The organism is Thiemannella venezuelensis, assembly GCF_014203605.1.
Classification (GTDB): Bacteria; Actinomycetota; Actinomycetes; order Streptosporangiales; family Streptosporangiaceae; genus Planomonospora_A; species Planomonospora_A venezuelensis.
In genome coordinates, this window is the sequence record NZ_JACHJJ010000012.1 from 161098 (window position 1) to 182140 (window position 21043).

Consider the following 21043-nt stretch of genomic DNA (forward strand, 5'->3'; position numbering starts at 1 on the left):
TCACAGACAAGGGTAGGCGCTCGGCCGACCTCCGGGTACGGCTCGCGCGGGCCGTACGGGGAGTGACGGATCGGCTACCATTGGCGAAGAGCGTCACCGTGCTGGAGCTTTCCGGGCCGCGGGGACCGGCGGACCACGGAGGACCGCAAAGGACCACAGGGGATCACGGGGGATCACGGGGACTGCAGAGGACCGCAGGGGACCGCAGCCGCGGAGATCGGCCCGGACCGGTCGGCCGCGGCCACGACCCTTCTCCGGGCCCTCTCCGGCCCAGGTCCGGTATGACCCAGCCGTTGGCCGCCCGTGATCGGATCGGTACCGCAGGGTTAGCGCGAGTTGCCCTTTACAGAATTACGTTGTGACTCATGACGGAGAACGGGGACGCGACTCCTCTTGTCGTGCTTGAAGGCGTCGACAAGCACTTCGGCAGCCTCCACGTGCTGCGCGACATCAACCTGACGATCTCGCGCGGCGAGGTGCTGGTCGTCATCGGCCCCTCGGGCGGCGGCAAGTCCACGCTCTGCCGGGCGATCAACCGGCTGGAGAGCATCGACGGCGGGACGATCCTGTTCGACGGGCGTCCGCTCCCCGAGGAGGGCAAGGCGCTGGCCAGGCTGAGGTCCGAGGTCGGCATGGTGTTCCAGTCCTTCAACCTGTTCGCGCACAAGACGATCCTGGAGAACGTCACGCTCGGGCCGATCAAGGTCAGGGGCGTCGCCAAGGCCCAGGCCGAGCAGCGCGGCATGGAGCTGCTGGAGCGGGTCGGCATCGGCGCCCAGGCGGCGAAGTACCCCGCGCAGCTCTCCGGCGGCCAGCAGCAGCGGGTCGCCATCGCCCGCGCGCTGGCCATGGACCCGAAGATGATCCTCTTCGACGAGCCGACCTCGGCGCTGGACCCGGAGATGGTCCAGGAGGTGCTCGACGTCATGATCGGCCTGGCCCGCGACGGCATGACGATGATGGTCGTCACCCACGAGATGGGCTTCGCCCGGCGCGCGGCGAACCGCGTGGTGTTCATGGCGGAGGGGCAGATCGTCGAGGAGAACACCCCCGACGAGTTCTTCACCAACGCCCGGACCGACCGGGCCAAGGACTTCCTTTCCAAGATCCTGACGCATTGACCTCCCTGCCCGCTGCTGGTCACCCCAGATGAAGAAGAGGACGAAAACATGCGAGTAACGCGTATCGGCGCGGCGCTGGCCGCCGCGGGCATGCTCACCCTGGGCTTGGCGGCCTGCGGTGACGACGGCGGTGACGGCGGCGGCACCGCGGCGTACACCACGGTCGTCGACAAGGCCAAGGGCGCCAAGAAGCTGGTCGTCGGCACCAAGTGGGACCAGCCGAGCCTGGGCCTGAAGACCGGCGCCGAGCCGGAGGGCTTCGACGTCGACGTCGCCAAGTACGTCGTCAAGGAGCTCGCGGGCGGCGCGGAGGTCGAGGTCGAGTGGAAGGAGTCGGCCTCCTCCAACCGCGAGGCGTTCCTCGAGAACGGCACCGTGGACATCATCTTCGCCACCTACTCGATCACCGACAGCCGCAAGCAGAAGGTGACCTTCGGCGGGCCGTACATCGTGGCCCACCAGGACGTCATGGTCCGCGCCGACGACAGCGCCATCACCAAGCCGCAGGACCTGGCGGGCAAGCGCATCTGCCAGGCGGCCGGCTCCAACTCCTACAAGCGGATCACCGACCCGCCGCCGGACGGCGAGCTCGACCTGGACGCCCAGCTCGTGGGTGCCGCCAACTACTCCGAGTGCGTGCAGAAGCTCGGCGGCAACAACCTCGACGCGGTGACGACCGACGACCTGATCCTGGCGGGCTTCGCCAAGCAGGCCAGCGCGGCCGGCGGGGGCTTCAAGATCCTCGGCCAGCCGTTCACCGACGAGAAGTACGGCGTCGGCCTGAAGAAGGGCGACACCAAGACGTGTGAGGCCGTCAACGCGGCCATCACCAAGATGTACCAGGACGGCACCGCCCAGAAGCTGTTCGAGAAGTGGTTCGCCGGGACCCAGGGCCTCACGGCTCCGACCGGCGCCCCGCAGTTCGAGCCCTGCGCCTGATCCTGCCGCACGCGGCGGCCGGTGACCCGGGAGACCGGGTCACCGGCCGCCGCCGTCCCCTTGGTGGAGCACGATGGACGATCTGATCAAATATGCGCCGGACCTGCTGGCGGGCTTCCTGAAGAACGTGCAGCTCTCGGCGGTCTGCGCGGTCCTCTCCCTGATCCTCGGCACGGTCCTGGTCTCCATGCGGGTGTCGCCGACGCCGGTCCTGCGCGCGGCGGGAACCGCCTACGTCAACATCGTGCGCAACACCCCGCTGACACTGGTGCTGGCCTTCTCCGCGCTCGGTCTCAGCGACACACTCGACGTGACCTTCTCCGACGATCCCGGCAGCAACAGCTTCTGGCTGGTGGTCCTGGGACTGTCCCTCTACACGGCGACCTTCGTCTGCGAGGCGCTCCGGTCGGGCATCAACACGGTCCCGATGGGGCAGGCGGAGGCGGCCCGCGCCATCGGGCTCACCTTCCTCCAGTCCCTGACCATGATCATTCTCCCGCAGGCGTTCCGCGCCGTCATCGCCCCCCTGGGAAGTGTGATCATCGCGATGATCAAGAACACCACGGTGGCGATCGCCGCCGGCTACCTGGCCGAGTCCGCGTTCGTCATGAAGGACACCTTCGACGACACCGGAGTGTCGATCCCCATCTTCCTCGGGATCGTCGTCGCGTTCATGATCATAACTCTGCCGATCGGGTTCCTCACCGGCTGGCTGGCGAACCGGCTGGCGGTGGCCCGATGAGCTCGCAGGCCAACGTCCTGTTCGACACGCCGGGCCCGCGTGCCCGGCTGCGCAACAACATCCTGACCCTGCTCGCCACGGTCGCGATCCTCTACGCCCTCTACGCCGTCTACGCCAAGTTCGACGCGAGGGGCCAGTGGGAGGGGCGGATCTGGCAGCCGTTCCTGGAGCCGTACACGTGGACGGGATACATCATCCCGGGCCTGCTCGGCACCCTGAAGGCCGCCGGGCTCGGCGCGGTGTTCGCGCTGATCTTCGGCGCGGTCTTCGGCATCGCCCGGCTCTCGGACCACCGGTGGATCAGGCTGCCCGCCGGGATGATCGTGGAGACCTTCCGCGCGATCCCCCTGCTGCTGCTGATCTTCTTCCTCTTCTACCTCGCGCCCAGCGTGCTCGGCGGTGGCGACTACACGCTGATCGCGCTGGTGACCGGTCTGGCCCTCTACAACGGGTCCGTACTGGCCGAGGTCGTCCGCGCGGGCATCCGGGCCGTGCCCAGGGGGCAGGCCGAGGCGGCCTACGCGATCGGCCTGCGCAAGGGCGGGGTGATGCGGCTGGTCCTGCTCCCGCAGGCGGTGACCGCGATGATGCCGGCGATCGTCAGCCAGCTCGTCGTGCTTCTCAAGGACACGGCGCTGGGCTACATCATCGCCTACGTCGATCTGCTGAACTACGGCTTCAAAATCATTCCCGCGGTTCACTTCGGGTCCCTCATCCCCGCCGCCATCGTCATCGGGGTCATCTACGTCGGCCTCAACATGGCGCTCAGCGCCCTGGCCACCTGGCTGGAGAAGCGCAGCCGCCGCAGCCGCAAGACGTCCGCCAAGCCGGTCGTCCCGCCGGGGGCGGCCGTGGCGCCGGGCGTCGGCAGCAGCACGAAGGCCATCGTGGACTGACCCGGTCCCGGCCCTGATGCGGGGCGGCCGCCCATCCGGGTGGCCGCCCCGCACCGTTCCCCGGCCCAGAGGCTCTCCCGGCAGCCGTGCCATGCCGTTCCCTGCCGCACGGCCGTGCCGGCCGCCGCCTCCCGGCGGTCCCGCACGACCCGGACAGCGGAAACCCGGCGTTCCGCATATCCGAAACACGGTGCGCGCCGTACCCGGCGACACGCGGCGCGATATCGGGCAGGATTACGCCATGCCCGCAGAGCGTGATGTCCTGCCGTACGCCGCCTGGCCCTCCCCCGTCTCCACCTCCGACGTCGCCCGCTCAGGACTGCACCTGGGTTTCCCGACCGTGCTGGGCGAGGAGGTGTGGTGGAGTGAGGACCGGCCCGCCGAGGGCGGGCGGACCACGATCGTGCACCGGAGCGCCGACGGCACGCGCTGCGAGCTGCTGTCCGCGCCGTGGAGCGCCCGGACCCGCGTGCACGAGTACGGCGGGCGCTCCTACGCGGTGGTCCCCGACGACGACCCGGCCGGAGAAGCCGGCAGGAGCGTCGTCTTCGCCAACCAGTCCGACCAGCGGCTCTACCTGCTGGCCCCCGGCGCCGACCCCCGGCCGATCACCCCGGAACCCGACGTGGAGGCCGGCCTCCGCTACGCGGACCCGGTCGTCCGGGACGGGCAGATCTGGTGCGTGCAGGAGCGCCACCACGACGGCAAGGTCAGCCGGTCGATCGTCTCCATCCCCCTGCACGGCGGGGCCGAGCCCCGCGAGCGGGCCGGCGGGTGCGACTTCTACGCCTCTCCCGCGCTCTCCCCCGACGGCGAGCACCTGGCCTACATCTGCTGGAACCACCCCCGCATGCCGTGGAACGGCACCGAGCTGCGGATCACCCGGCTGGCCGACGGCCACTCCTGGACCGTCAAGGGCGGCTCGTCCGAGTCCGTGCTCGCCCCGCAGTGGCGCGACGACCGCAACCTCTACCTGGTCTCCGACTGGTCGGGCTGGTGGAACCTCTACCGGATCGGCATCTACGGCACCTCCTCCCAGGCGCTGCACCCGGCCGAGGAGGAGTTCGCCGGGCCGCTCTGGCAGCTCGGCGGCGCGCCGTACGCCGTGCTGGACGACGGGCGGCTCGCGGTCCTGCACGGCCAGGGCGACCTGCGGCTGGCCGTCCTCGACCCCGACGACGGCACGCTCACCGACCTGGACGTGCCCTACGGCGGCTGGCTCCCCATGCTGGCCTCCGACGGGCGCACCCTCGCCGGGATCGGGTACGGCCCCGCGGTGCCCCGGTCGGTCGTCCGGGTGGACCCGGTGACCGGGCGGGTGGAGGGCCTCCGGCGCGACGTCGACGAACTGCCCGACGTCGCCTACCTGCCGGTCCCGCGGGCCGTGGAGGTCGAGGGGCGGTTCGGCCGCCGGGTGCACGCCTTCGTCTACCCGCCGTCGAACCCGCAGGCCGCCGGCGAGGGCGCGCCACCGTACGTCGTGTTCGTCCACGGGGGTCCCACCGGGCACAGCACGACGGCGCTCGACCTGGAGAAGGCCTTCTTCACCAGCCGGGGCATCGGCGTGATCGACGTCAACTACGGCGGCTCCACCGGGTACGGCCGCGCCTACCGCGACCGGCTGCGCGGGCAGTGGGGCGTCGTCGACGTGGAGGACTCGATCGCGGCGGCCGAGTGGCTGGCCGCCGAGGGGCTGGCCGACCCGGCGCGGATCGCGATCCGGGGCGGCAGCGCCGGCGGCTGGACCGTCATGGCGGCCTGCGCGGTCTCCGGCACGTTCGCCGGGGGCGTCTCCTACTACGGGGTGAGCGCCCTGGGCCCGTTCGCCGAGACCACCCACGACTTCGAGTCCCGCTACGTCGAGTGGCTGGTCGGCCCCTCCGACCCCGCCCTGTACGGCTCCCGCGAGCCCCTCGGCCAGGTCTCCGGGGTGAGCTGCCCCATGCTCCTGCTGCAGGGCCTGGCCGACCCGGTGGTCCCGGCGGCCCAGTCGCAGGCCTTCGCCGACGCCCTGGCCGAGCGCGGCGTGCCCTGCACCTACCTCACGTTCGAGGGAGAGTCCCACGGCTTCCGCCGCGCCGAGACCCGCAGCGCGGCGCTGGCCACCGAGTTCGCCTTCTACCAGCAGATCTTCCTCACCTGACCCGCCGCGGTGCGTCAGCGGGCGGCGGCGACCGGCCTCACGCCGCGTCGCGTCAGCGGGCGAACTCGGTGGCGCGCGACTCGCGGACGACGGTGATGCGGATCTGGCCGGGATAGGTGAGCTCCTCCTCGACCTGCTTGGCCACGTCCCGGGCGATCACCGACGCCTGGATGTCGTCGACGGAGTCGGGCTTCACCATGACCCGGATCTCGCGTCCCGCCTGCATGGCGAAGACCTTCTCCACGCCCACGTGAGACTGGGCGATCTCCTCCAGCCGCTCCAGCCGCTTGACGTAGGCCTCCAGCGACTCGCGCCGCGCGCCGGGCCGCCCGCCGCTGATCGCGTCGGCGGCCTGGGTGAGGACCGCCTCGACCGTGCGGACCTCGACCTCGTTGTGGTGCGCCTCGATCGCGTGGACCACGTCCTCGTGCTCGCCGTACCGGCGGGCGATCTCCGCACCGATCAGCGCGTGGCTGCCCTCGACCTCGTGGGTCAGGGCCTTGCCGATGTCGTGCAGCAGCGTGCAGCGCTTCAGCAGCATCTGGTCCAGGCGCAGCTCGGCGGCCATGATCCCGGCGATGTGCGCGGACTCGACGAGATGGCCGAGCACGTTCTGGCCGTAGGAGGTGCGGTAGCGGAGCTGGCCGAGCAAGGTGACCAGTTCGGGGTGCATGTCGGTGATGCCGAGCTCCACCAGGGCGTCCTCGCCCGCGCGCACGCACAGCTCCTGGACCTCGGCCCGGCTGCGCTCGTAGGCGTCCTCGATGCGCTGCGGGTGGATGCGGCCGTCGAGGACGAGTTTCTCCAGGGTCAGCCGGGCGGTCTCCCGGCGGACCGGGTCGAAGCAGGACAGCAGCACCGCCTCGGGAGTGTCGTCGATGATGAGGTTGACGCCGGTGGTCGACTCGAAGGCGCGGATGTTGCGGCCCTCGCGGCCGATGATGCGGCCCTTCATCTCGTCGCCCGGCAGGTGCAGGACGCTGACCACGGACTCGGCGGTCTGCTCGGCGGCCACGCGCTGCACCGCCAGGGTGACGATCTTGGTTGCGCGCTTCTCGCCCTCCCTGCGGGCCTCGCCCTCGATCTCCCGGACGATCAGCGCGGCCTCGCGCTTGGCCTGGTTCTCGATCTCCCGGACCAGCTCGGCCTTGGCCTGGGTGCCGGTGAGCCCGGCCACCCGCTCCAGGACGGCCCTGCGCTCCTGGGAGAGCCGGTCGAGCTCCTCGCGGCGGTCGGCCAGCTCGGTCTCGGTCTCGGCGAGCTTGCGCGCCCGCTCGGCCTGGCGCCGGGCCTCCTCGTCGAGCCGCTGCTCCCGCTCGGCCAGCCGGTTCTCCCGCCGCTCCAGATCGGAGCGGAGCTCCTTGAGCTCGTATTTGAGCACCTGGCTCTCGGCCTCGACCTCCTTGCGCAGCTGGGCGGCGCTCTCCGCGGCGGCCTCGGAGCGGCGCAGGATCACCTCGGCCTCCTGCTCCGAACGGCGCACGGCCTCGGCGGCCTGCTGCTCGGAACGGCGGAAGATCTCCGTGGCCTCCTGCTCGGCCTTGACGCGGATCTCGGCCGCCTCGCGCCTGGCCTCCTCCAGCTCACTCTGGATCTCGGCCAGTTGCTCGGGAGAGGGCCCGATCGGCCGGCCCGTCATCCCCCCGGTACGGCGCAGCAGGACGACCAGCGCGGTCATCGTCACTCCGGCGAGAACCACCATCGCCCCGGCCAACACGATGACCACCACGGGCTCCATGTGCGCCCCGCCCTCCTCGCGTCGCCGACATCGAGCACACGAGGGTCACACGCACGGCACGAAAGCCCAAGCGGTGTCGCCACCGGGGCAGATATCAACTCCGGACGGGCGCCGCACCAGCTCATGCCGCCGACACTCCGCCTGCCCGCGCTGCCACGTCTGCTCGTCCGTAGTTCACCGTTATGACAATCCGCGCTGCGCGGAGTAACTCCTCACTGCCGTCGAGATTAAGCGTCAAAGTGGTAACGGGCAAGCAAAGACCCACTGACGCACATGTTTGGACAGAATTAAAGCCAATCAAGTGGATAATCCGGATCTATCGGATCATCCACACCCTCCGGCTCCTCGCCCTCAAGGGCCTCACGGATGACGCGGAAGGCCAGGCCGGGCCCGTATCCCTTGCGGGCGAGCATGCCCGCGAGCCGCCGTGTCCTGGCGGCCGGTTCCAGCCCCCGGGTGGAGGCGAGCTTACGCGCCACGAGCCGCCGGGCGGTCTCCGCCTCCTGCTCGGGATCGAGCTGCTCGACGGCCTCCTTGACCGTGTCCTCCTCCACCCCGCGCCGCCGGAGCTCGGAGGCCAGCGCCCGCCGGGCGAGCCCGCGCCCGGCGTGCCGCGAGCTCACCCACGCGGCGGCGAACGCCTCGTCGTCGATGAGCCCGACCTCGGAGAACCGCTCCAGCACGGCCTCGGCCGCCTCCTCGGGCACCTCGCGCTTGCGCAGCGCCTCCGCGAGCTGGGCCCGGGTGCGCGGCGCCATGGTCAGCAGCCTCAGGCAGATCGCCCGCGCCACCGCCTGCGGATCGGCCTCGGGCCCCCGGCTCGCCGGAGAGCCCTCCACCGGCCCGTCGGGCGGGAATCCTCCGGACCTCCTCCGGGAAGTCCGTCCGGAGGCTCCCCTGGGCGCTCTTCCGGAACGCTCCTCGGGCCCGCTCCCGAAGTCGCCTCCGGACGCCTCCTCGGACCCTTCTCCGGGCATGCCGCCGGAACGGCGCCACGCGGATCCACCCGCATCGCCCTCAGGGCGTTTTCCCCGGCGCCGCGAAGCACGGCCTCGCGCACCACCGGCCCCGCCCTCCGGGCCGTCTTCCGAGCCGCCTTCCGGCCCGGAGCCCTCGGCCGGTCCCGTGCGCCCGGCGGACCCCGCTCCGGCGGTGAACGCCTCCCACGCCCCCGGCCGGTCACCGCGCGAGCGCTCCGGCCGGCCGCCCCGGCCGGAGGGTCCGGTTTCGGGCAGGTCGGGCCAGGCGCCCCAGTCTCGCGGTCCGGCCGGACCGGAGTCAGGCCCCGTCACCACGGCTCAGCCCGGATCAGACGTCGCCCGGCTTGGGCGCCGCGGCCGCCTTGGCGCCGCGGCCGGAGGCGGCCGGAGCGGCCGGGGCCGCGGGCGGCTGGGCGGCGGGAGCGTCGACGCGGGGACCGACGCCGAGCTTCTCCTTGATCTTCTTCTCGATCTCGTTCGCCATGTCGGGGTGGTTGCGCAAGAAGTTGCGGGCGTTCTCCTTGCCCTGGCCGAGCTGGTCGCCCTCGTAGGTGTACCAGGCGCCGGACTTGCGGACGAAGCCGTGCTCGACGCCCATGTCGATCAGACCGCCCTCACGGGAGATGCCGATGCCGTAGAGGATGTCGAAGTCGGCCACGCGGAAGGGCGGGGCCATCTTGTTCTTGACGACCTTCACCCGGGTGCGGTTGCCGACGGCCTCGGTGCCGTCCTTCAGCGTCTCGATGCGGCGGATGTCGAGCCGGACCGAGGCGTAGAACTTCAGCGCCTTGCCACCGGTCGTGGTCTCCGGCGAGCCGAACATGACGCCGATCTTCTCGCGGAGCTGGTTGATGAAGATCGCGGTGGTGCCGGTGCTGTTGAGCGCGCCGGCGACCTTGCGCAGGGCCTGGGACATCAGGCGGGCCTGGAGGCCGACGTGGCTGTCGCCCATCTCGCCCTCGATCTCGGCCTTGGGCACCAGGGCCGCGACCGAGTCGATGACCAGCAGGTCGACGGCGCCGGACCGGATCAGCATGTCGGCGATCTCCAGCGCCTGCTCGCCGGTGTCGGGCTGGGAGACCAGCAGCGCGTCGGTGTCGACGCCCAGCTTCTTGGCGTATTCCGGGTCGAGGGCGTGCTCGGCGTCGATGAACGCGGCGATGCCGCCCGCGCGCTGGGCGTTGGCCACCGCGTGCAGCGCGACGGTGGTCTTACCGGAGGACTCGGGGCCGTAGATCTCGACGATCCGGCCGCGCGGGAGCCCGCCGATGCCGAGGGCGACGTCGAGGGAGATGGATCCGGTCGGGATCACTTCGATGGGCGCGCGGGTCTCGTCGCCGAGACGCATGACGGAGCCCTTGCCGAACTGCCGCTCGATCTGAGCGAGCGCGGTCTCGAGCGCCTTCTCGCGGTCGTTAGCTGCCATTGGGAGCCCCCCTGGAGGGTTGCGGGTCGGAATCGGTGTTGCCAGAAAGCTACGGGGTGCCACCGACATTTTCCGGAGAGCACGCCACGACGGATGGCACGTTCAATATAGCCGAACGACTGTTCGATCGCGGCTCAACGGCATCACCCGTTCCGGCTCCGCCCGTGCCGCACGGCCTCCCGCCCGCCGCCCGCGAGGCGACATTTGCGGGCATTCCGCCGAACCCAGTGTCGCCGGACTGACCTGCGGGAATCCTGGAGCCAAAAGCTGTCTAGGTGTCTCCGAGGTGACAACGACGTGACCGACACGTTCGCCCAGCAGCGGTTGGCCCATCTCGAGTCCCTGGCCGCCGAGCTGCCCGACCGGGGGATGGTCAGTCGCATGCTCGGAGGCGACGATCCCGTGCTCTGGGTCTGGCACCCGGGCAGCGGGAGGCAGACGATCGTCTTCGCCACCCCCGCCAAGGAGGGCTGGCTCTTCCTGTGGTCACCCGACGGGCAGGAGGGCACCGCCGATCCCTCCCGGGTGGCCGAGTCGGTCAAGCAGCTCCTGGCCGGCGCCCCCGTCTCCTGAGGCCGGCGCGGAGCGCGTCGGGCGCGTGACCGCGCGCCGTCCGCCCCGGCCCTCTCCCGGCGCGGCGGCCCGCCTTCCGTGCCGTGCAGGAGCCGTCAGCGCAGGCGGGGGGCCACGTCCGCCACCCCGCAGACCGCGTGCCAGACCTCCTTGGCCGCGATGCCGTCGGCGAGCGCCTGGATCACGGTCCGCCCGTCCAGGTCGGCGATGACGTAGTCGTGGGCCCACGACTCGGCGTAGGAGTCGCCGAAGTGAAGCTTCATCCGCTTCCAGAACTCTGACAGGCGCATGCCCCCCAGAGTATGGGTCCCCCGCAGCCGTGCGCGTCCTGCCGCGAGGAGCGCCCCCCGTCCCGCGGGCCCGGGGGCCGCGCGCGGTCCGGCCTCCGGGCCCGTTCCGGGCCTGGAAGTCTCCGGCGCGGCGGGTGAGACTCGGAGCATGCTGACACTCCCCCTCGCCGGCGTCCTCCTCGCCTCGGCGCTCAGGCCCACCCGCACCGAGAAGGCCGTGCGCCGGGCCAGGCGCCGCGAGTTCCTCAAGCAGCTGCGCCTCGCCGTGCGGAAGGAGAAGGCCGAGCGCTCCGAGCGGCACGCCATGCAGGTCCGGCAGCCGCGCGAGGGCAGGCCCCGCACCCGCCGCCCCTCCCGGCGCTGAGGACCGCGGCCCGTCCCCGGGGCCCTCCCGGCGACGGGCGCCGCCCCTCCCGGGGAGGAACGCGGGTCAGAGCACGCGGGAGCCGTACATCTCGCCGAGCGGGTCGGCGAGCAGTTCCAGCCTGGTCCCGTCGGGGTCCCTGAAGTAGATCGAGGCGCCGCTCTCGATCTGGTGCGGCACGCCCGCGGCCTCCAGCTTGCCCCGCAACCGCTCCCAGGTCACCGGATCCACCGATACGGCGATGTGGTGGAGCCCACCGAGGACCTCCCGGTAGGGGGTCAGGTCGAGCCCCGGGAAGTCGAAGAAGGCCAGCAGGTTGCCGTTGCCGAGGTCGAAGAAGAAATGGCTGGAACCCCGGTAGTCACGGTTCTCGAAGATCTCCGTGAGGGGGAACTCCAGCAGGTCCTGGTAGAAGGCGATCGTCCTCTCGACGTCGGAGGAGATCAGGGCGAAGTGGTGCAGACCCCTCGCGCTGCTCGGCGGACGGTGCTCCCGTATGCGCTCCGCCCTGATCCGCTCGCGTGCCGTCTCGATGGCCGGATAGTCGATGCTCATTGCTGACCCACCGCTCAGTATGCCGATGCTGTCTGAGCTATCTCCCCGGCCGCGGTCACCCAACCTGTCCCCACCGTCACGCCATGGTGTCGAGGATCTCCTTCACGATCTCCATGGACGTCCCCGGATGCAGGAACGCGAACCTGGCCACGGTCTCGCCCTCCCAGCCGGTCGGCGTGACGAAGCCGATCTGCCCGGCGAGCAGCCGCTCCGACCACTCGTGGTAGTCCCGGCCGGTCCAGCCGGTGCGGCGGAACAGCACGGCCGACAGCTCCGGCTCCCGGATCAGCTCCAGGTGCCCGGTGCCGTCGATCAGGGCCGCGGTCTCCCTCGCGAGCCGGAGCCCCTTCTCGATGGCCTCGGTGTAGGCGTCGGTGCCGTTGACGGCCAGGGAGAACCAGAGCGGCAGCCCCCGGGCGCGCCGGGTCAGGTGGTAGGCGTAGTCGGTGGGGTTCCACTCGTCGCCCTCGGTGTGCAGGACGTCGAGGTAGGAGGCGTCCTGGGTGTGCACGGCCCGGGCCAGGCGGGGCTCGCGGTAGATCAGGGCGGCGCAGTCGAAGGGCGCGAACAGCCACTTGTGCGGGTCCACGACGAAGGAGTCCGCGTGCTCGATCCCGGCGTAGCGGTGGCGGATCGAGGGGGCGAACAGCCCCGCGCCGCCGTACGCGCCGTCCACGTGGAACCAGAGGCCGCGCTCGCGGGCGACCTCGGCGACTCCGGCGAGGTCGTCGATGATCCCGGCGTTGGTGGTGCCGGAGGTGGCGACCGCGGCGATCACGTTCGACGGGTCGGGGTCGGCCGCCAGGGCGGCGCGCAGGGATTCGCCGGTGAGGCGGTGGTCCCGCGAGGGGACGACGAGGGCGTCCACGTCGATGATGCGCAGGGTGTTGGAGATCGAGGAGTGCGCCTGGTCGCTGACCGCGACGCGCAGGCGGCCCGCGGGGATCCGGCGCCGGGCGGTGTCGCGGGCGACGACGAGCGCGGACAGGTTGCCCGCCGAACCGCCGGAGACGAAGCAGCCGCCCGCGCCCTCGGGCATCCCGGCCCGGTCCGCGAGCAGGCGCAGCACCTGGTTCTCGGCGGCGATCGCGCCGGAGGCCTCCAGCCAGGAGATGCCCTGGAGCGAGGCGCAGGAGACGACCATGTCGAACAGCAGGGCCGCCTTGGTCGGGGCCGCGGGGATGAAGGAGAGGAACCGGGGGCTGTCGGCGGAGATGACCGCCGGGGCCAGCTGGTCGGCGTACAGGTTCAGGACCTTCTCCGGGTCGGTGCCCCCGGGAGTGATGATCCCGGCCAGGGCGGCCTCGAGCTTGTCCTTCACCCCGGGGTTGTCGAGGGGGACGGGATCGAGGGAGAGCCGGTCCTTCATGTAGTCGAAGACCAGGCTCGTCAGGCGCTCGTCGTAGCTGTGCACCAGAGAAGTATGCGGACAAAACACTTAAACCAGGCATAGACATTGTGGACACTTTCCGTAGATATTTTTGACCTTCCCGTACGGCTCCCGCCCGGCGCGGGTTCTGTCGGTGGCGCGAGGCACCATGGGACGGTGACCGGATCAGCGCTCGACCACTTCACCCCGGTGACCCGGCAGTGGTTCGCCGGAGCCTTCGCCGCGCCCACCGCCGCCCAGGAGGGGGCGTGGGCCTCGATCGCCCGGGGCGACAACACCCTGGTGGTCGCTCCCACCGGCTCCGGCAAGACGCTGGCCGCGTTCCTGTGGTCGCTCGACCGGCTGGCCGCCGAGCGCATGGCCGCGGCCCCGGAGACGGCCCCGGAGACGGCCCGGCCGTCCCGCGGCGGGCGCGGGCGGGCGAAGCCGGACGACGGGCCGCCCCGGCGCTGCCGGGTCCTGTACGTCTCACCGCTCAAGGCCCTGGCGGTGGACGTCGAGCGCAACCTGCGGGCTCCGCTGACCGGGCTCCGGCAGACGGCCCGGCTGCTCGGGCTCCCCGTGCCGGAGATCTCGGTGGCGATCCGGTCGGGCGACACCTCCGCCGAGGAGCGGCGCAGGTTCGCGGCCAAGCCGGCCGACATCCTGATCACCACCCCGGAGTCGCTGTTCCTGCTGCTGACGAGCCAGGCCCGCGAGGCGCTGCGCGGGGTGGAGACGGTCATCGTCGACGAGGTGCACGCGGTGGCGGCCACCAAGCGCGGCGCGCACCTGGCGCTCAGCCTGGAGCGGCTCGACGCCCTGCTGCCCCGCCCCGCGCAGCGCATCGGCCTCTCGGCGACCGTGCGGCCGGTGAGCGAGGTGGCCGGGTTCCTCGGCGGGCCGCGCCCGGCGGCCGTGGTCCAGCCGCCCTCGGACAAGGTCATCGAGGTCGAGGTCGTCGTCCCGATCGAGGACATGACCGAGCTCGACACCGCCCCCCGGCCCCGCCAGGACGACGACGCGTGGCTCACCGAGCAGCCGGCCAGGCGCTCCATCTGGCCGCACGTCGAGGAGCGGCTCTTCGACCTGATCGGCGCGCACGACTCGACGATCGTCTTCGCCAACTCCCGGCGGCTGGCCGAGCGGCTGTGCACCCGCCTCAACGAGCTGGCCTGGGAGCGGCGCGCGGGAGAACGGGGGCCGGAGGGCCCCGGGGAGCCGGTCCACTGGGCCGAGGGCTTTCCCGGCGGCCTCCCCCGCCCCGCCGCCTCGACCGCCACCCCGGCCGAGATGATGGCCCAGGCCGGGGCGAGCGCGGGAGTGGTCCCGGAGATCGTGCGGGCGCACCACGGCTCGGTCTCCAAGGAGGAGCGGTCCCAGATCGAGGAGGCGCTCAAGTCGGGGCGGCTGCCCGCCGTGGTGGCCACCTCCAGCCTGGAGCTCGGCATCGACATGGGGGCGGTCGACCTGGTGGCCTGCGTGGAGGCGCCGCCGAGCGTGGCCAGCGGCCTGCAGCGGATCGGCCGGGCCGGCCACCAGGTGGGCGCGGTCTCGCGAGGCGTGATCTTCCCCAAGTACCGCGGCGACCTGGTCCAGACGGCCGTGGTGGCCGAGCGGATGAAACGGGGCGAGATCGAGGAGCTGCGCCACCCCCGCAACCCGCTCGACGTGCTCGCCCAGCAGATCGTCGCGATGACCGCGCTGGACGAGTGGACCGTCGACGAGCTGGAGACCGTGGTCCGCCGCGCCGCGCCGTACCGGACGCTGCCCAGGAGCGCGCTGGAGGCGACGCTCGACATGCTCGCCGGGCGCTACCCGAGCGAGGAGTTCGCCGAGCTGCGCCCGCGGATCGTCTGGGACCGGGTCACCGGGGTGCTCCAGGGGCGCCCGGGGACGCAGCGGCTGGCCGTGACCAACGGCGGCACCATCCCCGACCGGGGGCTGTTCGGCGTCTTCCTGGTCGGTGAGAAGTCCTCCCGGGTGGGCGAGCTGGACGAGGAGATGGTCTACGAGTCCCGGGCCGGGGACGTCTTCGTGCTCGGCGCGACCTCCTGGCGGATCGAGGACATCACGGCCGACCGGGTGCTGGTCTCCCCCGCCCCGGGCAAGCCGGGCAAACTGCCCTTCTGGCACGGCGACACACCGGGCCGCCCCGCCGAGCTGGGCCGGGCCATCGGCGCCTTCCTCCGCGAGCTGTCCGGGGCGGACCCCGAGACCGCGCGGGCCCGGGTCAGGGCCGCGGGCCTGGACGGGTTCGCCGCGGCCAACCTGCTGTCCTACCTGTCCGAGCAGCGCGAGGCCACCGGATACGTCCCGGACGACCGCACGCTGCTGGTCGAGCGCTTCCACGACGAGCTGGGCGACTGGCGGGTCGTCGTGCACTCGCCGTACGGCGCGCGCGTGCACGCCCCGTGGGCGCTGGCGATGGGGCGGCGGCTGCGCGAGCGCTACGGCGTCGACGTGCAGGCCGTGCACTCCGACGACGGGATCGTGCTGCGCATCCCCGACACGCTGTCGGACCCGCCCTCGGACGTCGCGGTCTTCGACGCCGACGAGATCGAGCGGATCGTCACCGAGGATCTGGGCGGGTCGGCGCTGTTCGCGGCCCGGTTCCGCGAGTGCGCGGGCCGGTCCCTGCTGCTGCCGCGCCGCAGCCCCGGCCGGCGGACCCCGCTCTGGCAGCAGCGGCAGCGGGCCTCCCACCTGCTGGGCGTGGCCTCCCGCTACGGCTCGTTCCCGGTCGTGCTGGAGACGATGCGCGAGTGCCTGCAGGACGTGTTCGACGTGCCGGGCCTGGTCGCGCTCATGCGGGACATCGCGGCCCGGCGGGTGCGGCTGGTGGAGGTGGAGACCTCGCAGGCGTCGCCGTTCGCCGCGTCCCTGCTGTTCACCTACATCGGCGCGTTCATGTACGAGGGGGACGCCCCGCTGGCCGAGCGGCGCGCCCAGGCGCTGGCCCTCGACACGAGCCTGCTGGCCGAGCTGCTCGGCCAGGCCGACCTGCGCGAGCTGCTCGACCCCGACGTGATCGCCGGCACCGAGCGCGAGCTGGCCCGGCTGGACCGGCCGCTCCGCGACGCCGAGGACCTGGCCGACCTGCTCCGCTCGCACGGTCCCCTGCTCGCCGACGACGTGAGCCTGCGCGAGGGCGACCCGGCGTGGCTGACCGCCCTGGAGGCGGCCCGGCGCGCGATCCGGGTTCGGATCGCCGGGCAGGAGCAGTGGGCCGCGATCGAGGACGCCGCCCGGCTCCGCGACGCGCTCGGCGTGCCGCTCCCGGTGGGGGTGCCGCACGCGTTCCTGGAGCCGGTGGACGACCCGCTCGGCGACCTCCTCGCCCGGCACGCCCGTACCCGCACGCCCTTCCCTGCCGGTACGGCCGCCGCCCGCTTCGGCCTCGGCCCGGCCGTCGTCGCCGACGCGCTGCGCCGTCTGGCCTCCTCCGGCCGGGTGGTGAGCGGCGAGTTCCGGCCCGGCGGCCGGGGCGAGGAGTGGTGCGACGCCGGGGTGCTGCGCATGCTGCGCCGCCGGTCGCTGGCCCGGCTCCGCAAGGAGGTGGAGCCGGTCCCCGCCGAGACCCTGGCCGCCTTCACCCCCGCCTGGCACGGGATCACCGGCGCCTCCCGGGCGGGCAGGCCGCCGATCGACGCGCTGGTGGACGCCGTCGAGCGGCTCCAGGGCGCGCCGGTGCCCGCCTCGGCGCTGGAGACGCTGGTCCTGCCCTCGCGCGTGCCCGGCTACGACCCCTCCCTGCTCGACGAGCTGACCTCCTCGGGCGAGGTCGTCTGGGCCGGGCAGGGGTCGCTGCCCGGTGGGGACGGCTGGGTCTCGCTGTACTTCGCCGACACCGCCCCCCTGCTGATGCCCGAACCGCTGGAGATCACCATGACCCCGGTGCACGAGGCGGTCCTGGAGGTCCTCGGCGGCGGGGGCGCCCTGTTCTTCCGCGAGCTGGGCGCCCGCGTCGGCGCGGTCCCCGCCGTCTCCGGGGCCCCGGATGACGCGACGCTCGTGGCGGCGGTCTGGGACCTGGTGTGGGCGGGACGGATCACCGGCGACACGCCGGCCCCGCTCCGCGCGACGCTCGGCACGGGACGGCCCGCGCACCGGCCCGCCTCCACGCGCAGGCGGCGGGCCGTGCTGCCCACCCGGAGCGGCCCGCCGACCGTGGGCGGGCGCTGGTGGCTGCTGCCCCCGCCGGCCGCGGACGCCACCCAGCGCGCCCACGCCCAGGCGGAGGCGCTGCTGGAGCGGCACGGTGTGCTGACCAGGGGCGCGGTCACCGCCGAGCGGTCGCCGGGCGGGTTCTCCGCCGTCTACCAGGTGCTGCGCGCCTTCGAGGAGAGCGGCCGGTGCCGCCGCGGCTACTTCGTCGAGGGCCTGGGCGGAGCCCAGTTCGCCCTCCCCGGAGCCGTCGACCGCATGCGCGCGACCGCGTCGTCTCCGGCGCCGCTTCCCTGGCAGGGCTCCACCGGTCCCGGTGGGCCGGGGGCGGCCGGGCGGCGGGCCGTGGTGCTGGCGGCGGCCGATCCGGCCAACCCGTACGGCGCGGCGCTGCCGTGGCCCGCCCATCCCGGGGACGTGTCCCACAAGCCGGGCCGGAAGGCGGGGGCCCTGGTCGTGCTGGTGGACGGCCACCTGGTCCTGTACGTCGAGCGCGGCGGCAGGACGCTGCTGTCCTTCGCCGACGACGACCGCCTCCGGCCCGCCGTGGACGCGCTCGCGCTGGCCGTGCGCGACGGCGCGCTGGGGAAGCTGACCGTGGAGCGGGCCGACGGGACCGCGATCAACGACTCCCCGCTCGCCGCCGCCCTGGAGGCGGCCGGTTTCCATCCCACCCCCCGGGGACTGCGCCTGCGCGCCTGACGGCCTGCCGTACGCAGGCGGGCGGCAGGCCGCGCGTCCCGGACGGTGGCAGGCGGCCGTCCGGGACGTCGGGACTGCCGGGGCCTCGGGGCCGTCGGGGCGGGTTCAGCGGCCGAGGCCGGCGTCCCGGGCGCGGATGATCGCCTCGGCGCGGTCGGCGACCTGGAGCTTGGCCAGGACGTTCGACACGTTGTTGCGGATCGTCTTCGGCGACAGCACCAGCCGCTCGGCGATCGCCCGGTTGGGCAGGCCGGCCGCGATGAGGTCGAGGACCTCGCGCTCCCGCGCGGTGAGCTGCGGGAACGGCTCCTCGACGGTGGGACGCAGTGTGGCCAGGCGGGCGAAGTAGGCGGTGACCCGGCCGGCGAGGGCCGGCCCGAAGATCGCCTCCCCGCTGGCGACGGCGGTGATGGCCCGCAGGATCTCCCCCTGGTCGGCGCCCTTCACCAGATAGCCCCGGGCTCCGGCGAGCATCGCGGCGAAGACGCTCTCGTCGTCGTCGTGCATGGTCAGGACCAGCACTCCGGTGCCGGGGTGGGCGGAGACGATCCTCCGGGTCGCCTCGATCCCGCCGAGGCCGGGCATCTGCAGGTCCATCACGACGACGTCGGGCCGCAGCCGCCCCGCGAGGACGACGGCCTCCGCCCCGTCGGCGGCGGTGGCGACCACGTCGACGGCCCCGGTGGAGGCGAGCATCATGCGGAGCCCGTCGCGGTAGACCGGGTGGTCGTCCGCCAGCAGGACGCGGGGCGGCGCGGGAGCTCCCCGCGGGGAGGAGGGATCGGAGGTCATCGAAGCTCCTTCGGTGCGGACCCCGCGGACCCCGCGGACTCCGGCCCGGGACGGTCAGGGGCGGCCGGCCGGGCGGACGGGGCCGTCCCCGGACGCGGTTCCATGGGGACATCATCCCGGACCGGGGCCGTACGGGATGACCGCGTGGACCCGGGTGCCGCCGCCGGGGCGGGCGGTCGCCGTGCAGCGCCCGCCGAGCTCCTCGGCGCGCTCGCGCATGGCGACGAGGCCGACGCCTGTGAGGGTTCCGGGCTGCAGGCCGCGCCCGTCGTCGGTTATCTCGATCTCCAGGGCGCCCCGGGCGGCGGCCAGCCGGACCGTGCAGGCGGCGGCCCGGGCGTGGCGGGAGACGTTGGCCAGCGCCTCGGCGGCGATCCGGTAGGCGGCGACCTCGACCGCGGCGGGCAGTCCCGCCAGATCGCCCTCGGCGCGGACGGCCACCTCCAGGGCGCCGCCGGAGAGCCCTGCGGCCTGCCGTTCCACCGCTCCCGCCAGCCCGAACCGGTCCAGCGCCGGAGGCCGCAGGTCGTGCACCAGCCGGCGTACGTCCGCGAGCACGGTGGACAGGTCGCCGCGCACGGCGGCCAGCGCCTCGTCCGCGGCCCCGGGATCCCGCCCGGCCAGGTTGCGGGCCGCCTCGATCTTGAGGGCCGCCGCGGCGAGCAGGGGGCCGAGCCCGTCGTGCAGGTCCCGGCGGAGCCGGCGGCGTTCCTCGGCGACGCCGGTGACGAGCCGTTCGCGGTTGCGCTGGAGCTCCTCGGTGAGCGCGGTGGCGCGGGCCGCCGCGGCGGCCTGCCGCACGACGTCGGCCAGGAGGCGCTGGTCGGCGTCGGACAGCCGGGAACCGGTGCGGGGCACCAGGGCGAGCCGGCCGATCTGCGCCTCCCGGTAGGCGAAGGGCAGCACCACGACGTCGTCGCGGGGGAAGCCGTGCTCCACGACGTACGTTCCGCCGCCGGGCCGCTCCAGCTCGACCCGGACGTACGGCGAGCGGAACGCGGTGGACAGCACGCCGGCCACCTCGCGCAGCAGCTCGTCCGGGCCGACGGACTCCTCCAGCCGCTCGGCCAGCGCGGACACCACGTCGTACGGGTCGCCCCGGCCGGTCAGGACCCGGTCGGTCCAGCGCTGGATGCGCAGCCGCAGCGGCGCGTAGAGCACCCCCACCGCCCCCGCGCCGACCACCGCGGCCAGCGGGTCGTCGACCAGCGCGCCCGCCGCCACGAAGACCGCGGTGTCCACGGCGACGACGGCCGCGGCGAGCCCGCCGTACAGGATCGTCCTGCCGAGCAGCAGATCCACGTCGTAGAGCCGGTGGCGGGCGACCGCGGCGAGAACGGCCAGCGCGACGACTCCCAGGCAGATCGGCCACAGCGCCTCCGAGACACCCGGCAGGTACGGCTTGACGGCGAAGACGAGGGCGGTGATCACCACGTTGACCAGGGCGGCGAGCAGCATCCACCGGAGCTGCACGCGCACCTCCGGGCCGGACCCGCGGAACCGGCCGACGAAGGCCGCCACCGGGATGGCGACGCTGGCCAGCAGCAGCACCACGATGATCATCCTGGTGGCCTGCCACACCGGGTCCGGCAGCGCGGGGGTGATCGGGTCCGGCTCGATCCCGGCCAGGCCCGGGAAGGGCGGGTCGCCCTCGGAGATGATCCGCCACGGGATGGTGAACAGGATCAGGACCACCAGCCCGACGCAGCCCAGCGCCGCCCCCGCGGGCAGCCGCCAGCGCGGCGAGGGCAGTCTCCCGTCGGGGAACAGCAGGAGCACCAGGGGGACGACCAGGTTCTCCAGGGGGCCGAACCGCCCGCCGACGAACAGCGCGGCCGCGGTGAGCGGCAGGTCCCCGCCGTGCCGTACGACGGACAGCGCGGCGTAGGCGGCGCAGAACCCGTCGGCGGACGCGACGGCGCCGCCGCCGGCCAGCACCCAGGCCACGGGGTGGCGGGGCAGCCTTCGGACGAGGACGGCCCCGGCCAGGACGAGGACGAGCCCGGTGGCCGCCGAGGACCACGACGGCCACGCGATCGGGTCGGGCCGGGCCGCCTCGCCGAGCCGCGCGCCGGCCCAGACGCCTCCGGCGGCGGCGAGCGCGCAGAGCACGGCCAGGACGAGGGCGGCGGCCCGGATCACCCGGTCGGAGACGCGCGGGCCTGCGAGAACGGACATCTTCGAATGGTGCCACCGCCCGCGTCCCGGAGGCTCGGGCCGGGTGTCCCGCGACGTGCGGGACACCC

16 protein-coding genes are annotated in these 21043 nt (G+C 73.3%); 8 read left to right on the plus strand and 8 right to left on the minus strand.

Annotation, left to right across the window (positions count from 1 at the left end; all coding sequences use genetic code 11):
• Positions 1 to 365 precede the first annotated feature (365 nt).
• From FHS22_RS19090 to FHS22_RS19110, 5 genes are all read left to right on the plus strand, one after another.
• Positions 366 to 1121, plus strand: coding sequence for an amino acid ABC transporter ATP-binding protein (locus FHS22_RS19090; protein WP_184943495.1), 756 nt, complete (start codon positions 366 to 368; stop codon positions 1119 to 1121).
• 48 nt (positions 1122 to 1169) lie between these two features.
• Complete coding sequence (locus FHS22_RS19095; protein WP_184943497.1) at positions 1170 to 2060, plus strand: glutamate ABC transporter substrate-binding protein; 891 nt, start codon at positions 1170 to 1172, stop codon at positions 2058 to 2060.
• 73 nt (positions 2061 to 2133) lie between these two features.
• Positions 2134 to 2802 carry an amino acid ABC transporter permease gene (locus FHS22_RS19100; RefSeq protein WP_184943499.1) on the plus strand — a complete coding sequence of 223 codons (669 nt, stop codon included), beginning with the start codon at positions 2134 to 2136 and terminating at the stop codon, positions 2800 to 2802.
• A complete protein-coding gene (locus FHS22_RS19105) occupies positions 2799 to 3698 on the plus strand; it encodes an amino acid ABC transporter permease (protein ID WP_184943501.1) in 900 nt (299 codons plus the stop codon). Before FHS22_RS19100 ends, FHS22_RS19105 begins: the two co-directional genes overlap by 4 nt.
• Positions 3699 to 3939: 241 nt before the next feature.
• The gene (locus FHS22_RS19110; RefSeq protein ID WP_184943503.1) at positions 3940 to 5841 is read left to right on the plus strand and encodes a S9 family peptidase; all 1902 of its coding nucleotides are present in this window, start codon (positions 3940 to 3942) and stop codon (positions 5839 to 5841) included.
• Between the two features lie 52 nt (positions 5842 to 5893).
• On the opposite strand, the gene rny is transcribed toward FHS22_RS19110, so the two are convergent.
• The 3 genes from rny to recA form a co-directional block, all read right to left on the minus strand.
• Positions 5894 to 7579 carry a ribonuclease Y gene (gene rny / locus FHS22_RS19115; protein ID WP_184943505.1) on the minus strand — a complete coding sequence of 562 codons (1686 nt, stop codon included), beginning with the start codon at positions 7577 to 7579 and terminating at the stop codon, positions 5894 to 5896.
• Positions 7580 to 7866: 287 nt separating this feature from the next.
• Positions 7867 to 8418, minus strand: a complete 552-nt coding sequence (recX, locus tag FHS22_RS19120; RefSeq protein WP_338047821.1) for a recombination regulator RecX — start codon at positions 8416 to 8418, stop codon at positions 7867 to 7869.
• Positions 8419 to 8887: 469 nt separating this feature from the next.
• Positions 8888 to 9985, minus strand: coding sequence for a recombinase RecA (gene recA, locus FHS22_RS19125; protein WP_184943507.1), 1098 nt, complete (start codon positions 9983 to 9985; stop codon positions 8888 to 8890).
• A 297-nt stretch (positions 9986 to 10282) separates the two neighbouring features.
• On the opposite strand from recA, the gene FHS22_RS19130 reads away from it, so the two are divergent.
• Complete coding sequence (locus FHS22_RS19130; protein ID WP_338047822.1) at positions 10283 to 10558, plus strand: hypothetical protein; 276 nt, start codon at positions 10283 to 10285, stop codon at positions 10556 to 10558.
• 95 nt (positions 10559 to 10653) lie between these two features.
• Here FHS22_RS19130 and FHS22_RS19135 read toward each other — a convergent pair whose 3' ends face one another.
• Positions 10654 to 10848, minus strand: a complete 195-nt coding sequence (locus tag FHS22_RS19135) for a DUF3046 domain-containing protein (protein WP_184943509.1) — start codon at positions 10846 to 10848, stop codon at positions 10654 to 10656.
• 148 nt (positions 10849 to 10996) lie between these two features.
• Between FHS22_RS19135 and FHS22_RS19140 the strand changes: the two genes are divergently transcribed.
• Positions 10997 to 11212 carry a hypothetical protein gene (locus tag FHS22_RS19140; RefSeq protein WP_184943511.1) on the plus strand — a complete coding sequence of 72 codons (216 nt, stop codon included), beginning with the start codon at positions 10997 to 10999 and terminating at the stop codon, positions 11210 to 11212.
• A gap of 66 nt (positions 11213 to 11278) precedes the next feature.
• Here FHS22_RS19140 and FHS22_RS19145 read toward each other — a convergent pair whose 3' ends face one another.
• Together FHS22_RS19145 and FHS22_RS19150 are read right to left on the minus strand one after the other, a co-directional pair.
• A complete protein-coding gene (locus FHS22_RS19145; RefSeq protein WP_184943513.1) occupies positions 11279 to 11767 on the minus strand; it encodes a VOC family protein in 489 nt (162 codons plus the stop codon).
• A gap of 76 nt (positions 11768 to 11843) precedes the next feature.
• Positions 11844 to 13181: a pyridoxal phosphate-dependent decarboxylase family protein gene (locus FHS22_RS19150; RefSeq protein WP_221473814.1), complete on the minus strand. Its 1338-nt coding sequence runs from the start codon at positions 13179 to 13181 to the stop codon at positions 11844 to 11846.
• Between the two features lie 132 nt (positions 13182 to 13313).
• Here FHS22_RS19150 and FHS22_RS19155 point away from each other — a divergent pair, with 132 nt between their 5' ends.
• Complete coding sequence (locus FHS22_RS19155) at positions 13314 to 18005, plus strand: ATP-dependent helicase (RefSeq protein ID WP_184943515.1); 4692 nt, start codon at positions 13314 to 13316, stop codon at positions 18003 to 18005.
• 105 nt (positions 18006 to 18110) lie between these two features.
• On the opposite strand, the gene FHS22_RS19160 is transcribed toward FHS22_RS19155, so the two are convergent.
• Together FHS22_RS19160 and FHS22_RS19165 are read right to left on the minus strand one after the other, a co-directional pair.
• Positions 18111 to 18797: a response regulator gene (locus FHS22_RS19160; RefSeq protein ID WP_184943516.1), complete on the minus strand. Its 687-nt coding sequence runs from the start codon at positions 18795 to 18797 to the stop codon at positions 18111 to 18113.
• 111 nt (positions 18798 to 18908) lie between these two features.
• A complete protein-coding gene (locus FHS22_RS19165; protein ID WP_184943518.1) occupies positions 18909 to 20975 on the minus strand; it encodes a sensor histidine kinase in 2067 nt (688 codons plus the stop codon).
• Positions 20976 to 21043: the final 68 nt, after the last annotated feature.

Bases quoted from the DNA above. Each gene is read 5' to 3' on its own strand.
- FHS22_RS19090 (WP_184943495.1), top strand. From the start codon at position 366: ATGACGGAGAACGGGGACGCGACTCCTCTTGTCGTGCTTGAAGGCGTC.
- FHS22_RS19095 (WP_184943497.1), top strand. From the start codon at position 1,170: ATGCGAGTAACGCGTATCGGCGCGGCGCTGGCCGCCGCGGGCATGCTC.
- FHS22_RS19100 (WP_184943499.1), top strand. From the start codon at position 2,134: ATGGACGATCTGATCAAATATGCGCCGGACCTGCTGGCGGGCTTCCTG.
- FHS22_RS19105 (WP_184943501.1), top strand. From the start codon at position 2,799: ATGAGCTCGCAGGCCAACGTCCTGTTCGACACGCCGGGCCCGCGTGCC.
- FHS22_RS19110 (WP_184943503.1), top strand. From the start codon at position 3,940: ATGCCCGCAGAGCGTGATGTCCTGCCGTACGCCGCCTGGCCCTCCCCC.
- rny (WP_184943505.1), bottom strand. From the start codon at position 7,579: ATGGAGCCCGTGGTGGTCATCGTGTTGGCCGGGGCGATGGTGGTTCTC.
- recA (WP_184943507.1), bottom strand. From the start codon at position 9,985: ATGGCAGCTAACGACCGCGAGAAGGCGCTCGAGACCGCGCTCGCTCAG.
- FHS22_RS19135 (WP_184943509.1), bottom strand. From the start codon at position 10,848: ATGCGCCTGTCAGAGTTCTGGAAGCGGATGAAGCTTCACTTCGGCGAC.
- FHS22_RS19140 (WP_184943511.1), top strand. From the start codon at position 10,997: ATGCTGACACTCCCCCTCGCCGGCGTCCTCCTCGCCTCGGCGCTCAGG.
- FHS22_RS19145 (WP_184943513.1), bottom strand. From the start codon at position 11,767: ATGAGCATCGACTATCCGGCCATCGAGACGGCACGCGAGCGGATCAGG.
- FHS22_RS19160 (WP_184943516.1), bottom strand. From the start codon at position 18,797: ATGACCTCCGATCCCTCCTCCCCGCGGGGAGCTCCCGCGCCGCCCCGC.
- FHS22_RS19165 (WP_184943518.1), bottom strand. From the start codon at position 20,975: ATGTCCGTTCTCGCAGGCCCGCGCGTCTCCGACCGGGTGATCCGGGCC.